General features: G+C 53.0%; 14 protein-coding genes. 4 read left to right on the forward strand and 10 right to left on the reverse strand.

The features are described 5' to 3' along the window. Positions 1-38: 38 nt before the first annotated feature. From BBD46_RS10960 to BBD46_RS10975, 4 genes are all read right to left on the reverse strand, one after another. The gene (locus BBD46_RS10960; RefSeq protein ID WP_071401735.1) at positions 39-575 is read right to left on the reverse strand and encodes a TlpA family protein disulfide reductase; all 537 of its coding nucleotides are present in this window, start codon (positions 573-575) and stop codon (positions 39-41) included. Between the two features lie 2 nt (positions 576-577). Then, positions 578-1,240, reverse strand: a complete 663-nt coding sequence (locus BBD46_RS10965; protein WP_168170977.1) for an SCO family protein — start codon at positions 1,238-1,240, stop codon at positions 578-580. Positions 1,241-1,551: 311 nt separating this feature from the next. Continuing rightward, a complete protein-coding gene (locus BBD46_RS10970) occupies positions 1,552-2,025 on the reverse strand; it encodes a hypothetical protein (protein ID WP_071401737.1) in 474 nt (157 codons plus the stop codon). A gap of 629 nt (positions 2,026-2,654) precedes the next feature. After that, positions 2,655-3,203 carry a hypothetical protein gene (locus BBD46_RS10975; RefSeq protein ID WP_071401738.1) on the reverse strand — a complete coding sequence of 183 codons (549 nt, stop codon included), beginning with the start codon at positions 3,201-3,203 and terminating at the stop codon, positions 2,655-2,657. Positions 3,204-3,500: 297 nt separating this feature from the next. Here BBD46_RS10975 and BBD46_RS10980 point away from each other — a divergent pair, with 297 nt between their 5' ends. Continuing rightward, on the forward strand, positions 3,501-5,231 hold the full coding sequence (locus tag BBD46_RS10980; RefSeq protein ID WP_071401739.1) for a transposase: 1,731 nt from the start codon (positions 3,501-3,503) through the stop codon (positions 5,229-5,231). Positions 5,232-5,548: 317 nt separating this feature from the next. Here the strand turns inward: BBD46_RS10980 and BBD46_RS10985 are convergent, their stop codons facing one another. Together BBD46_RS10985 and BBD46_RS10990 are read right to left on the reverse strand one after the other, a co-directional pair. Continuing rightward, positions 5,549-6,034, reverse strand: coding sequence for a hypothetical protein (locus BBD46_RS10985; protein ID WP_071401740.1), 486 nt, complete (start codon positions 6,032-6,034; stop codon positions 5,549-5,551). Next, on the reverse strand, positions 6,027-6,899 hold the full coding sequence (locus tag BBD46_RS10990) for a ParA family protein (RefSeq protein WP_071401741.1): 873 nt from the start codon (positions 6,897-6,899) through the stop codon (positions 6,027-6,029). The genes BBD46_RS10985 and BBD46_RS10990 overlap by 8 nt, the downstream gene beginning before the upstream one ends. Positions 6,900-7,400: 501 nt before the next feature. Between BBD46_RS10990 and BBD46_RS10995 the strand changes: the two genes are divergently transcribed. After that, the gene (locus BBD46_RS10995) at positions 7,401-8,075 is read left to right on the forward strand and encodes a MarR family transcriptional regulator (RefSeq protein WP_071401742.1); all 675 of its coding nucleotides are present in this window, start codon (positions 7,401-7,403) and stop codon (positions 8,073-8,075) included. Beyond that, the gene (locus BBD46_RS11000) at positions 8,072-8,767 is read left to right on the forward strand and encodes a nucleotidyltransferase family protein (RefSeq protein WP_071401743.1); all 696 of its coding nucleotides are present in this window, start codon (positions 8,072-8,074) and stop codon (positions 8,765-8,767) included. Before BBD46_RS10995 ends, BBD46_RS11000 begins: the two co-directional genes overlap by 4 nt. Positions 8,768-8,851: 84 nt before the next feature. On the opposite strand, the gene BBD46_RS11005 is transcribed toward BBD46_RS11000, so the two are convergent. The 3 genes from BBD46_RS11005 to BBD46_RS11015 all read right to left on the reverse strand — a co-directional run bounded on the left by BBD46_RS11005 (position 8,852) and on the right by BBD46_RS11015 (position 10,334). Then, on the reverse strand, positions 8,852-9,118 hold the full coding sequence (locus BBD46_RS11005; RefSeq protein ID WP_071401763.1) for a hypothetical protein: 267 nt from the start codon (positions 9,116-9,118) through the stop codon (positions 8,852-8,854). A 157-nt stretch (positions 9,119-9,275) separates the two neighbouring features. Continuing rightward, entirely contained in the window at positions 9,276-9,710 is a 435-nt protein-coding gene (locus BBD46_RS11010; protein ID WP_071401744.1) for a TRAM domain-containing protein, read from the reverse strand. Positions 9,711-9,767: 57 nt separating this feature from the next. Then, the gene (locus tag BBD46_RS11015; RefSeq protein ID WP_216094825.1) at positions 9,768-10,334 is read right to left on the reverse strand and encodes a hypothetical protein; all 567 of its coding nucleotides are present in this window, start codon (positions 10,332-10,334) and stop codon (positions 9,768-9,770) included. 131 nt (positions 10,335-10,465) lie between these two features. On the opposite strand from BBD46_RS11015, the gene BBD46_RS21640 reads away from it, so the two are divergent. Further along, entirely contained in the window at positions 10,466-11,137 is a 672-nt protein-coding gene (locus tag BBD46_RS21640) for a site-specific integrase (protein ID WP_084777746.1), read from the forward strand. Between the two features lie 49 nt (positions 11,138-11,186). Here the strand turns inward: BBD46_RS21640 and BBD46_RS11020 are convergent. Next, the coding region (locus BBD46_RS11020; protein WP_394326825.1) for an Eco57I restriction-modification methylase domain-containing protein at positions 11,187-13,536 on the reverse strand (2,350 nt) is incomplete at its 5' end.

A 13,536-nucleotide genomic window follows, 5' to 3' on the forward strand; every position in this document is an offset into this window, starting at 1 on the left:
CAATTTCCGAGCATTATGTTACAGATCATACCGTAGCGTTACTCTTCGCCCATCGCCGATCGAATCCCCTTGATTAATTCATCAGCGGTAGCATCGCCGCGATGTTCCCAGACGACGCGGTTATCGGAATCTAGCGCGTAGGCATACGGCACACCAGAAGGGTCCAATCGCTCCGTTAATTCAAGCTCGGAATCCAATGCGACTGGCCAGTTACCGTCGTGCTCTTCTAACCATTCAACGACCTCTTCACGAGTGGTCGTGATGCCTACCGGTTCGTTGGTTACCGACAAGAACTGCACTTCATCATTAACTTCCTCGTGGGCGACAGCGAGCTCAGGCATCATTCCCTGGCAAACAGTACACCAAGTTGCAAAGAATTTTATAAACGTCGGCTCACCCAGTGCAGGGACAGTGACAGTCTCACCGGAACTACCGGCTGTATCCACCGTCTCTAGGTCAACCGGCTGGATCCCGGCAGCTCCGTCGGGCCCGCCAAGCTTTCCGAACGCCAACGCGATACCTCCGCCTAGTGTTACTAAGCTACCGATGCCAGCGAGAAGGTCGCGCCGCCGCATGGTCACCACCGTTCACGGAGTGTCTCGACATCTTCAAGAGCTGTCGCAGGGTTCGGCGGCTCGCGGGTATATGTCCGCTCAACGTAGCCATCAGCGTTTGCCAATATGACGACGTTATTGTGAACCCATGCCATGTTTTCCATCTCTCGATCGTCCTCTGGTACGAACTCGGAGAGAACGCCAAAGGTATCGGTAACTTCTTCAGCCCGTTGTCGGCTTTCTGGGCGAAGGAACCACCAGTTTCCGATATCGAGGTCAGCCCCTCGTTCTTCGCTGTATTCGGTGATCTGTTCTGGGGTATCGTATTCCGGGTCGAAGGTTATTGGAAGAAACGCAAACTCGTCGGCAAATTCGTCCTTGATAGATGCCGCCTGTGCCTGCACAAGAGGTTCGACCAGCCGTGGACAGACCTCCGAGCAGCGCGTAAATATGCCGGTCAACATGACGTGCCGATCACCGACGAACTCCCGGGTCGATACCTCACGATCGTGAAGGGGCGCGGGGGCAGTCGCTGCCGGGAGTTCCTCTCCGTGAATTGGGTATGGTAAATCGGCTTCGGAACGCTGGTCATACTCCTCCGGCAGGTCAAGCACGACATTATCATTAGCACCAGTTGAGCCCAGCGAAAGGATGTCCGAACAGCCGGCCAGTGTCCCAGTGAGCATTGCCGCTCCGGTGCCCCGAAGAACAGTCCGGCGACCAATATCGGATCGGTTAGAAGCCATCTTAGACGAAGTTATGCATGGATAACTAAGAGATGATTGGTGCGAATCTCGAAATCGTCGAACGAGCGAGGGAATTTTACAGAGGTATCGAAGGGAATGCCACGGGTCAAGTCCCAAGGCGATTCACAACCCTTCAACTTTTCATCCCTTGGTCCAGAATTGAGCTCTACAGCGCTACTCTCGAAGGATCGGAATATCAGTGAGATTACTACTCCGTCGGGCTACAATCTCTCAGAATGAGCGACGTTCGATTAGGACGGTCGGATGCGTTCACTCAGGGCTAGCATGCCGAGAATAAGTACTGCACCTGTCTCCGCGATCTTACTAACCAGCGCAAACGGATCATTGAGGAGGTGATCAAGCAATATCTGTACCACAGGGTCCTCATGGTAATGGGGATCGAGACCGATTGTCTCGAGCGGAAGGAGGGTGTCGGCGTAACCGAACGCATGCCAGTCAGCGAAGGTGACAATATATAGAGCCATCAATACAGCTCCGAACGCATAAGCCGGAATTGGTGCGATACGGTTGGTGAGATATGCCCCAATCAGAGCATAGGCGACGAGTGCAGCAAGAATGAATAGCACCGGTAACGTGGCGGTTCCCTCATTCAAGCCGAGTGACTCATAGAGCCCAAGTATGCCGACGATGAGATGAACTGTTGCCGAAATAAATACGAGCCCACCAGCCAGATAAACCAATCGCCACGACAGTTGTTCGTTCATACCTGAAATAACTGTGGTTCTCATTTGCGTTTTGTGGTTCATTTACCGAATTGTGTGGTAATCTAATGGACCATCCAGTAAATCCGTACCAATTGCGATTCTCACCGTAGATAGACTTGCGCAGCGGTGTCGAAGCATGTCTCTGGCGATCCTGTGAACGAGCTATCCGCCCCTCAGTACTGGCAAGACTGGGAGAACAGCGGCTGACGGGATGATTCGGCAGTTGTTGCACTCTCTGGCCAGACCTGGGGCACGATTTCACGAAGTCAGAGCCGATACGGAGCTTCCATCCTCCCGGTTTTCCTGATCGAATCAGCAACTACTGTGAACGGGTGGGTTTCCGTGCTGTTGCCGCTATGATTTCCGTACTCAGAAGCCGTTGCCGTCTCCGTCTTCGATGTTGAAGTTGTGCGGCGCTCCGTCAAGGCACTTCTAAACAACCGAATTTTTGTTAGTATAAATTAGATTGTGGATCATTTGATTTTCCCATACACAACCCTCTGCCGGTCAGCCTTCCGTATCTTTCGACGCTAGTAAGGGCGTTTGATTGGATCAAGATGACAGTCTGACGAATGGTGCTGCGTCTGTCGGGGCAACTGTACGATCTGAGCCCTAATTGACGACCTGCGTTACTCGCTGTTCTCTCCTATTTCATCGGTATCTTCGGTTTCTTCGACTGGCTTGAGATTGGCTTCCATCCGTTCGTATTTAGCTTTACGAAGCTCGTCTTCTGACGGCATCTTCGGCACGAACGACGTGCCTTCAGGGAGGTTAATGTCCTGATCTTGCATTGGGTCCGAATCGGTGACCATTTTGCGAATCTCCATATCCCGATTGATTTTCCCGATCAGCTGCTCGAACGTCGTCTCACGTTCCTGCCGAACCCGCCGGAGCTCTCGAATCTTCCGCTCGAACTCCGTCTGCACTGCCCAATCATACACACGACGCCCGAGGATGGTGAGCTCATACCGCTTCTCTGTCCCATGCTCGGTTGGCCAGTGACTCACCGTGAACACCTCACGCTCAACGCCTTCAGAGAGTCGCGAGGAGACCGTCGATCCACTTACCGCAACCGCGTCGACGAGTGCGTTGAACGTCGCTGTTCCCGTTCCGATCTCCGTGATAAGTTCCGCCGCTCCCTTCTTCCGAAGAAACGACTCGAGTTCGTCCAATCCCATCGTACCTACCTGTTCTCAGTCTACTACTATAACTCCAACCGATATCCGATTCATACTGATTCTTGACTTACACCGTATTCTGGCCACAATCAATTCTCCAAGTATAGCACGCATACCTCTTCATATGTCCCCCACCACAAGCCAAGAGCAGACAACCGGCACTAATGCACAATCATATTTTCACTCTATCCTACACTGATATTCGCTCCTTCACAGCAGACGCTTCTACACACGATCACTCCAGTATCTGGTCGACCGCAGCCCAAAAACAGAGCAGCTTGTCCTGGAGGTGGCTCAATGCCAACTGATCCGTCGGCTGTTGCTGAGTCAATCATTGTTCACGCGGAGACGCTCTGTGAGCGTGAAGACCACCTCTGGGATGTCATCCGTAAACTCTCAATCCCCGTCAACGAACTGGAGGACGCCCGCGATCAGAACCGCGTAACCTTTGGAACTGACGAGATGTTCCGCACGCTCTTGTTCAAAGGGATTCGAGGCATCTCCCAGAATGAATTAGCGCAACGACTTGGACGGGAGCCGAGCTTAGTCAAGAGCTTCCACCTCGATATCACCGATCTCTCGGATACACCCACTCAACAAGAGCTTTCGTACACGCACGCGCAATTCAGCGAAGATACCCAAGAGATCCTTAATCAGACGGTTGCTGGTATCCGGAAAGTTGCTCTCGACAACGACGTCCTCACGGAAGGCCTCGTTCCGTCAGTCCCAGCCGACGCCGAGGAGGAGTCACAAAGCGCGAACGAGTATAAGAAAGAGAAGGCCCAGAAGACGCTGACGCTCGCTCGAAAACACGTTATCCCTGAGTTCGACACGCACCGAGCAGCCCACAAGACGTACTCCGACGAGGTAATGCTGGATATGTTTGCGAGTATCTGCGCGAACAACGGTAGTGCTCATTCAGAAGCCGAGTACGGCTGGCTCACCGACGACGAACTCATCTGCGACGACTCGACCTTCCTACGGGCAATCAAGAAGATAGCCATGCCCAAAGACTCGGACGGCCAGCTCACGTTCGAGGACTTCGAGGACGATAACTCGATGCCCGAGATCGACCAGATTCGGGACGCTATTATGACGGCGTTCAACGCCGCGACGGAAAACATCATCAACTCGATCCGTGGTGACGATCCCTTCGACTCTCGTCAGACCGTTGCGGCGATCGACATCACCCACGAGCAGTTCCACGTCTGGCCGTGGGAGGACAAGGAGGCGGGGATCACGAAGCCAGACTACCCGAAGATGGTGAGCGGGTACAAGAAAGACGGCGAGTACAAGCGCGGGTACAAGTACGCCACTATCACGCTGGTTGGAGACCACGCACCGATCGTTCTCGGTATTGAGCCGGTCAAAGAGAACTCTGCGTGGGAACCCGACGACTCTCCATCGTACTCGAAAGCCGACTTAGTAAGTCGATTGCTTGACCGGGCCGAGCAGTTCGTCGACCTGGATCTGGTGATGTTCGATCGTGGATTCTACGTCAATCGCGTGTACGCCGACGTTCACGATCGCGGGCTCACGTACCTCTCGCCGGTTCCGACATATGAGGATGATTTAGAGGATATCCAAAATATTCAGAAACATCCAACGGCGGACGAAGCTGTCAAGCACAACGTCCCGTTCGGAATCGACGGTGAGGTCCACCACGAGGCTGAGTTCCTCTATGCTCCCAGTACGAGCGATGATGCTGACGGAAAGTACGCGGTGTTCGTAACGAACCAGGACTGCGTCGAGCCCGAAGAAATCTCGAGTGTCGTGAACGGGTACAGTCGTCGATGGGACATCGAGAACCAGTACAAGTCGATCAAGGATTTCATGCCGAAGACATCATCGACAGATTACCGGCTTCGGCTGTGTAACTTCGCGCTGTCGACGCTGATCTACAATCTGTGGCGGCTGACGGATTATCTAATCAAGGTCGCGCTCGACGAGCCGATCCGGTCACCGCCAGTGATCACAGCAAAGACGTTCGTGCGGGCGTTAGGCGACTTCTTGCGTGAGTTCGGGTAACGCTTTTCTCACTCTGGGTTCACTGATTCGGTAGCGGTTGCGCTGTCGGTTTTTGCGGATTTCGAACTAACTATTATATCTATGAATGGTCCGTAGTTGCTAATTCGGTCTCGTCCGATTTTCGCACCGGATTTGTAGTCACTAACTCGTGAATTTCCGAGTTTCATTTGTAGGTTTATAAGCACGCGAAGAATGTGTGTCGGTATCTAGGGCAGAGAATAATCGCAGGACAGCAAGCGGATGGACATATGCATTATCTACATTATGTGCAATATGTACAATATCCAAATGATGGAGAAAATCGGTCGGATCCAAGATTAGTCGTTTGTGGTCTGCTCACTCAGCATCTCCACAATTTCCTGAACACGGTTCTCATCAGCTTCGATACCACGTTCTCGGAGTATCTGGAGGGCAACCTCGTCACCGTGATCTGCAATCACCCGGAGGCACGCATCTTGGAACTCTCTTCCCTCAAACTCGGGGACATCAAACATTGAGCACGCGGCGGTTACCGAAGATCGCATCCGAGTAACGCCATCCCACGTCTCATCCCGGACATAGAAGCCGTGCATATCGGTCTCGTCAAAGGAGAAGGCCGGCCCACCGGTGGAGTCGTCTACATCCTCCTTATCTTGATCAGATGTGGACTCGGTCTCCGATTCTTTGTCTGCAGTAACTATCTCCTCATCCGGTTTTAGTTCTTCATTCGCGTCTGTACGTTCGTCGTCGCCAGGTTCTACCCCCTCCTCCGTTTGTTTGAGCTGTTCAGCGACGTCTCCGAAACGGTCATCCTCATTAGGCATGGCTGTGTTCCTCCACGAGATCCGCTAAGTGGTCGAAATTCGGGATTTGGTCGCAATCTTCGTCGAACTCCGAGACGGGCATTCCTTGCTTGAAAGCACGAGAGATCGCGGTTCGTTCGCGAATCCCTGGCTTCGGAATACTCTCGATGGTGCGTCCCGAGTCATCGAGGGCATCGAAGATTTCCGGGTCCACACGAGCGTACTCAGGGACGAACGAACCGAACTCTCGGTTAAGATTTTCAACGAGAGTCCGGTGCTCGTTGCGTTGCCCCATTGTTTCTCGAATCATATTTGGGGTAACTGCGAGAATATCTAACCCGATATTCTGCCGAATTGGAAAAATTTGGCGTTCAATCATCTTGTTGAGGCCGTTAATCGAGCCAGCACGTGGGATCAACGGGATTATGACGCGCTGGACGGCGATGAGGGCATTATCGGAGAGTTTCCCGCGGCCGCCTGCGGCATCAATTATCACGTAGTCGTATCCGTTTTGGATGAGCGGATCGACGACGTTCCTCCGAAGCTTCACGTCTGCGAACCGTTCGTCCTTCAGCCTCGTCTCAACGTTCTCAAGCTCGTTGCTCGACGGGAGGAGGTGAACACCGAAGTCCGTCTCAATAAGCAGTTCTTCGGGATCTTCACCATCGATGAGGGCGTCACCGAGGTTAGCATCTCGGTCGTACGCATCGTCGTACCCAAGCTGGGTCGTCATGTGCCCGTCCTTATCCAGATCCAGTAGTACCGTCTCATGGCCGCGAGCAGCGAGTCGGTCAGCGATGTTGAGTGCAATCGTGGATTTTCCTACGCCGCCCTTGAGCAACGAGACAGCTGCTCCGGGAAGTCCTTCAAACTCGTCAGCACTCATGGGTCAGCACCCCGCAAAAGGTGGATTTTGCACATTTTGTAGGCAGTTTGCATTGTGTAGATATTGAAGGTTGCGCACGTTTCGTTGATAATGTGGGTTTTGTCCTGCTCATACGCGGCAAATGAAGCTCACCCACCATAATTCTGCGTCAGACAAATTGGGTACGCTATCCACACAACCTACATTTTTTACATTATGTGGATTGTTCACCCAATCTTCATTCGCCCCGATCTCTACCAACTACACGCAATCTACATAATCTGCATTATCTACAATTCGTTCAAATCCATCACAATTATCGCTACCTCCAGCAAGCGCCAATGAGCGCAATACATGCAACCTACATTGTTTACATTATCCAAATTATGCAGAAAGCGTGAGATATCGACATAGTCTAGCCATTCATTATGAGAAACCGGAGTGGTCCAGCTCAGTCGGAATCACTCTAACCGGAAGTCCAGTAAGGCTTTTAACTGTTACCAGATTACTGGTAATCGTCAGATGTACGAAGTTCTTGACGACACGGCGGCGCAGATTATCATCGCCACCGAGAGCGGCGACTCCATCCGTCGTGTCGCCCAACACCTCCACACACCGTACGAGACGGTGAGACAGGCCGTCAATCGGCTCGAAGACGCAGGCTACGTCACCTATGACGACGGCCTCACTGTCGTCGACGAGCGCGTACGCGACGCAGCGCGTGAGCTCGTCGCTGCCAGCGCCAGCGTCAGCCCACCCACCATCGAGGAGTCCTACGTCATCCCACAATTCGGCGACTGGCCGTTTGCGTTCACGCGGATCGACGCCGTCTACGTGTGGACCCAAGGCGGCTACCAAGTTGGACGGAATCCGGATGACTATCCGCTGTTCCTGGCCGTCCGTGAGCGGAACGTCGACGCCTGGGAAGCGTTTTTCGAGTCGTTCGGCCTCACTACCGCATTCGAGCGACAGCCCGGAGACGAGCTGGACGGACCGCTACAGATCGTCCTCGAGCCACGCGAGTCACTCGATATCGAGCACGTCGAAGGGTACCCGGTGATCCCGAGAGCAGAGACAATCGAGTATATGCGCGAGAACTACGCCCAGTTCCAGTCGGGGCTGGCGATGCTCGACCGGATGTACGAGGACCTCGACCTCGGCATCACGTATCGGGAGACCGAACGGGCACAGACATGAGCTTCAACAACCGAAGTGACACGCTCATCGAACTGCTCGAGGAGCTCACCCAAGAGGACCATGGGTACGTTCTTGTTGGCGGCTACGCTGTCTCAGCGTTCAATGCTCGCTTCTCCACGGACCTCGATATCGTCGTCGCGCCGGACTCCAAAGCTGACTTCGTCGAGTTCCTCGAACAGCGGGGATTCGAGAAAACGGACAGCCACGCCAAAGAATGGTTCTACGACACCGAAGTAATCGAGTACGAGAAGCGGCTCACGCCGCAGCAGCCGATCGGCTTCGATCTCCTGGTGAACGGACTCGGGTGTCGCCAGACGGAGGCACAGTGGTCGTTCGACTACCTGTACGACCACAGCCACCAACAGAAGGTGAGCGGAGGCACAGTGACGACGACAGCCAGAGTGATCGATGGGGCCGTCCTCGTGGCGGCAAAGCTCCACAGCGGCCGCGAAACAGACCTTCGAGATGTCCTGGCAGTAGCAGAAGAAATCGATCTCGACGCTGTCACGCCCCATCTGCGACGAGGGGACGACAATGCCCTACGGGAGCAACTTGAGCGTGGCCTGAAGATATTAGAGAGCGACGAACTCAAGCACGGATTTCGGAGTGACTTCGGGGCCTCAGCAGTCTCAGAAGAAACGGTCACCGCTCTCCAAGAGTATCTGTCTGTACAGATTAACCACCTGAGCTGAAGCGGTCGGGACCCCCTTGATCGGAAGTGAAGATAGGGTCCTTCAGCGGTGTTTACAGTCAGTCAAAAAATTGGAGGGGCGGTGTCAGTCGACCGTCGCTAACACACGGACATCCGTAGCTGAGTGTCGTTCCCGTTCAGTACGAGCACCATGCTCGCGGAGGAACTCATCAATACGGTCGGCAAGGGACTCCGCGTCCTCTCTATCAACGTGGACGATCAGCGTCGGATGTTCCTCGTCGCTGTTCTCAATCACGAGCGAGACATCCTTGAATTCGTCCGGCTGTCTATACGCCTCAAACTCATCGGCGACCAGGTTGGCCAGGTCGTCGAGTACCTCTTCCTTTGTCATAGATTGTATTTCGGCTTTGGAAGGTTGTGCCATCGCGAGCGCGTGAAGAAAACGTGACGTGACTTTCAGAACCACCTCCATCAGACAAACGCGAACGGAGCCTTCTCACACCGGTGGTTTACCGAGAAGAAGACCGATCCACAGAAGGGACAATGGGTTAGAGTGCTCGCGGATCGCTATCGACGATGCTCGCAAACGCGACGTTCTCCTGAACTTGTTCGATTTCGACTGTTGGCTCGTCGCCGGGCTGAGCGCCGGGAACGATCACGACGTACCCCCGTTCGACTTTCGCAATACCGTCTCCTTGATCACCAACGGTTTCGATTGTTACGTCGCGCACTTCTCCCTCATCAACAGGAGGACCAGATGAATCATGGCTCGTGCTCCCCTGAGAGGCGGGATGCCGTGGGCTCTGTGGAGATGTTGATTCAGCTTCGGAGGAGGAATCAAGAAGAGCGATGCGGTACGTTTCATCACCGGTCAGCGCCCCGTGCTTGATCTCACTCGGAGGAATCTCGATGACGAAAGTGCCATCCTCCTCCTTAATTTTCGCAGTGAAAAGCGAACACAGGGAGTCTGAGATTTCTACCATAACTGGGTTTGATACTGGATACAATTAATCGGTCTCTTTGAGAAGGAGCGAACTGGATCAGCTGTCCTCAGCTGGTTCTTCCCAAGGAATGTCTCGCTTATGGACTACAGCGAGCTTCGAGTCATCATCATCTTCCATTGCACTAAGACCACGCTGGACGAGAGTGTGAACCTGCCCAGCAGACTCCGGGAACGAAAATTGGTCATCCTCCGCATCAGTACGGAGTTCCAGATAATGGAGGTACAACCTGAACGTCGTATCTGCTCCGATAGGCCACCAAATCGTCCCTATCTGCTCATCTACCTGATTGTCCCAATGCTCTATGAGTTCACGGATATCGTCGACGAGCTCCTCCCCAGAGGTGCGAAGGCGGAGGGAGTATTCCCGATCCCGCTCCATATCTTCGATTATATCCTGAAGGAAAGGCTCAGCCTCCAAGGCGGTAGGTGAGGTCTGATCCGCTTCTAGAAGGTGTTCTAACGCCCGAATTTCTTCACGCCGAGCGGCTACAGCGTATGCGACATTGTACTTGTCCTCGGGGAAGATTTCGTGCTGACTCGGTTGCTGTGCCTGAGGGACAGTATCCCCAGTGGATGAGCTAAATAAGGTCTCAAAGAGTCCCATACGCTTCGTCCGGAGGGCACCCATAAGTACTTCCTGTCATATCAGACGCCAATTCTGGCGGCTGTGAACCGATTCACCTTGCCACTCGAAGAAGAAGCGGATTATCTTTGTATCGACAGACAGCGATGAATATGGTAGCAACACGAGAGAGGGCCCTTAGCGAACGCGAGTTCGAACTACTGTTAGAAGGTGCTGGGCGAATAGATGATACACAACAGAGACTCGAAACACGAGCGGCCATTCTCCTTGGAGGCCGTCTTGGACTTAGACCAGGAGAAACAACGCACTTGTCGAAATCGTGGGTTGACCTAGAGCGGCAGATGATCCAGATTCCCACACAGGAAAACTGTACGAAGGGACGGGATGGTGGCATCTGTGGATACTGCCGGCAGGCGGTGAAACAACGGCTAGATCACAATCCCAATACGGATTTTCAGAGCTTTGCTGAGCGTTATTGGCTCCCGAAAACAGAAGCCGCATCTCGAACAGTTCCGTACCACTTTTCGTATCGGGTTCGAGTCGCGGTTGAATTGTTACTCGACGAACATAGTGGCTGGCCGTATTCGTTCTCGACCTTACAGCGACGTCTAGAAACGGCCCTGAAATTGTCCCCAGAATTGTCTAACGACGCAACCTCATTACATGGATTACGTGCCACAGCAGCGTCGTACCATGCAGGAAGAGGCTTGGATCTTCCCGCACTCCGAGCAATGTTCGGGTGGGAGGACATCACGACCGCACGTCAATATCTAAATGTCGATGGAGCTATGACCCGACGAGCGCTGGACAGTATTCATCAGTAAATCTGAACCCACTGATATTCAGGAACCAGGCGTATCGCTATTTCAGTGATTACTCCATCGGGCCTACATCTCCAAGATAAGTGTATTTCTCAGCGACCTTCTCGAAGTACGCTTCCGTCATAATTCGAGGATTCGACACTCGATGGAAGTCATCAAGGACGAACTGCATTTCCTCCTCATCCAACCCATATGCGTGGAACACGGCCGCGTCGACTTCGGCTTGTAGTTCACGCCGGGTCTCCATATCCGTCGCCGGCTCAATCCCACCGAGTCGCTCACGCATCTCAGCAAACTCCTCACCGTAGCAGTTGAGCTTCGCCGCGCGATCAGCGATGTAGTGGAACCAGTCGTCGCCATCAGTGAGTCGGGGGACCTGTGACTCCTCAAACTTGTACTTCGAGGCGTGTGAATCAACCTTTGTCCGCATCAAGAAATCGAACGGAATACTATTGATCAGCCCAAGCGCGACGAAAAGCTCCTTTTCAGTGAAAACACGGTCGTAAGCGCTGTGCATCGGGAATTCCGAAAGATCATCCTTGCTAGGGTTTGCCTCGAATGGTCGAACCGTGTACAGCGTATGGACGACGACTCCACCCGGTGGGATTACAGCCGCAATGAGCGTCCGTTCGTCGGTTGCACGAGCGACTTCACGGAGCACAAGCCGGTACTCAGAACTATGGAGACGGATGTCCTCCAAAGAAAGTTCGGGGCGGTCGAATTCCTCTGTTAGCAACCGATTGACGAACCGCTTCTGCGAACTTGCCGGGAGATGGCGGAACTCAGGGTCATCAGCGAACTTGTTGAAGATAGCCTTCTTCAGACTGATCGCATCGTCCCGGGCACGGAAGTTCTTCTCTCGAACGCGACGCTTCGCGCTCAGCTCCTCGTTATCCTCATCGACACTCCACAAAGAGATGGGTTTGAGGTCGTCGACGTAGGTCGGCTCATAACAGAATTGGTGAATATTCTTTCCCTGATAGACCGGATAATCCCCTTTGGATTCGTCTTCGATGAATCTATCTCGATCTCGTCCTCGATCCAGTTCCTTGTATAAGACCGTTCGCCAAGCACCTTCAATTTCAGTCGTCAATGGTGGTGTCTGGAGAATTTTATCCAGCACTGAGACCTCCTGCTGGTCCTCGATGTTGGGGAAAATTCGAGCTTCAGGAGAATACTCTTTGAGGATTCGCGCTGGAATTTCTAGAGCTACATCGTCAATTGACCGAAGAACATCAACGGAAGTCTGATGAAAGATTCCGTGGACAGTATCAGTGCTTCCCTCTGTTCGGAGCGTAACGATACCGAAGTTATACCTAGTGTCTATATCGGAGAAAATGCCGCGATTTTCAAATCCGATGATACTCTGAATCTCAGACTCTTCCAATGCATGTACTCGCAAATCCTTTCCAGCGGCGGCATTGAAGAACGGACCAGGAAGCAGCTGTGAAACATAACCACCGTCTCTGACGATATCATAGACTCGCTCAAAGAACAGTAGGGACAGGTCGTTCGTCCGTGCAACCTGTTGTCCTTCTACGCTTGGTGTCTGGTACTCGTATTCTCCACTCTGGTTGATATAGGTCGCTTGCCGTTCCTTGTCACGCTGGAACTTCTCCCATTCGGCAGCGATTTCAGGGTTCTCTAAGAGCTCCTCTACCTTCTTGTCCTTTTCACCTGGTGGGCGGCTACGAAACTCAGTATCGTACTTTGGGAAGAAGTCCGTCCGGTATGGCTTCAGCTCATCCCACGGTGGGTTCCCAATGATGACATCAAAGCCGCCTTCCCGATAGACTGTCGCGAACTCGAGCACCCAATGAAACGGTGAGAACTCCTCTAATTCCTCAAGAGAAATATCCTCGTCGACAAGTTCGTTGAACTGATCGCGGATCTTCTCATTAAGCTCCTCGCTGTGGGTGTCGATTTTTCGTTCAGCCATTTTACGAGCATTCTGCGCTTCACGGGCAGAATCCGCAGCTCGATGGCGGTCCTGTTCCCGGATGACATCCTCATAGAGATCTTTGACTGCAGTTCCGACACCCCAATTCGAGAGTGACGCGTCGCCCGCATCTTCCCGTGCGACTTCTTGGAGCTCAGTGAACCCGATCAGCGAGTTACCCTGACGGATGTTAAAATCTATATTTGGGAGGGGTTCGACCTCGTTCGGTTCGTCCTCAATATCAGCGACCATCGACAGCCACAGGCGTAGTTTACAGATTTCGACTGCCCCGGCCTCGATATCGACTCCATAGAGATTGTGAAGGATGATAGAACGCTTTGCGAAAAGTGACACCCCTCCATGTCCCTCTTCTATTCTCTCCAATTCTTCACGGCTACGACTCTCCAACTCCCAGCCTTTCCCTTCAGCTTCGAGTCGTTGGAAATACTCAATGCATTGCATG

Source organism: Natrialba sp. SSL1 (assembly GCF_001861355.1).
Classification (GTDB): domain Archaea; phylum Halobacteriota; class Halobacteria; order Halobacteriales; family Natrialbaceae; genus Natrialba.

Coding starts and splice junctions, on each gene's coding strand:
- BBD46_RS10960 (WP_071401735.1), bottom strand. CDS start 575: ATGCGGCGGCGCGACCTTCTCGCTGGCATCGGTAGCTTAGTAACACTA.
- BBD46_RS10965 (WP_168170977.1), bottom strand. CDS start 1,240: ATGCTCACTGGGACACTGGCCGGCTGTTCGGACATCCTTTCGCTGGGC.
- BBD46_RS10970 (WP_071401737.1), bottom strand. CDS start 2,025: ATGAACGAACAACTGTCGTGGCGATTGGTTTATCTGGCTGGTGGGCTC.
- BBD46_RS10975 (WP_071401738.1), bottom strand. CDS start 3,203: ATGGGATTGGACGAACTCGAGTCGTTTCTTCGGAAGAAGGGAGCGGCG.
- BBD46_RS10980 (WP_071401739.1), top strand. CDS start 3,501: ATGCCAACTGATCCGTCGGCTGTTGCTGAGTCAATCATTGTTCACGCG.
- BBD46_RS10985 (WP_071401740.1), bottom strand. CDS start 6,034: ATGCCTAATGAGGATGACCGTTTCGGAGACGTCGCTGAACAGCTCAAA.
- BBD46_RS10990 (WP_071401741.1), bottom strand. CDS start 6,899: ATGAGTGCTGACGAGTTTGAAGGACTTCCCGGAGCAGCTGTCTCGTTG.
- BBD46_RS10995 (WP_071401742.1), top strand. CDS start 7,401: ATGTACGAAGTTCTTGACGACACGGCGGCGCAGATTATCATCGCCACC.
- BBD46_RS11000 (WP_071401743.1), top strand. CDS start 8,072: ATGAGCTTCAACAACCGAAGTGACACGCTCATCGAACTGCTCGAGGAG.
- BBD46_RS11005 (WP_071401763.1), bottom strand. CDS start 9,118: ATGACAAAGGAAGAGGTACTCGACGACCTGGCCAACCTGGTCGCCGAT.
- BBD46_RS11010 (WP_071401744.1), bottom strand. CDS start 9,710: ATGGTAGAAATCTCAGACTCCCTGTGTTCGCTTTTCACTGCGAAAATT.
- BBD46_RS11015 (WP_216094825.1), bottom strand. CDS start 10,334: ATGGGACTCTTTGAGACCTTATTTAGCTCATCCACTGGGGATACTGTC.
- BBD46_RS21640 (WP_084777746.1), top strand. CDS start 10,466: ATGGTAGCAACACGAGAGAGGGCCCTTAGCGAACGCGAGTTCGAACTA.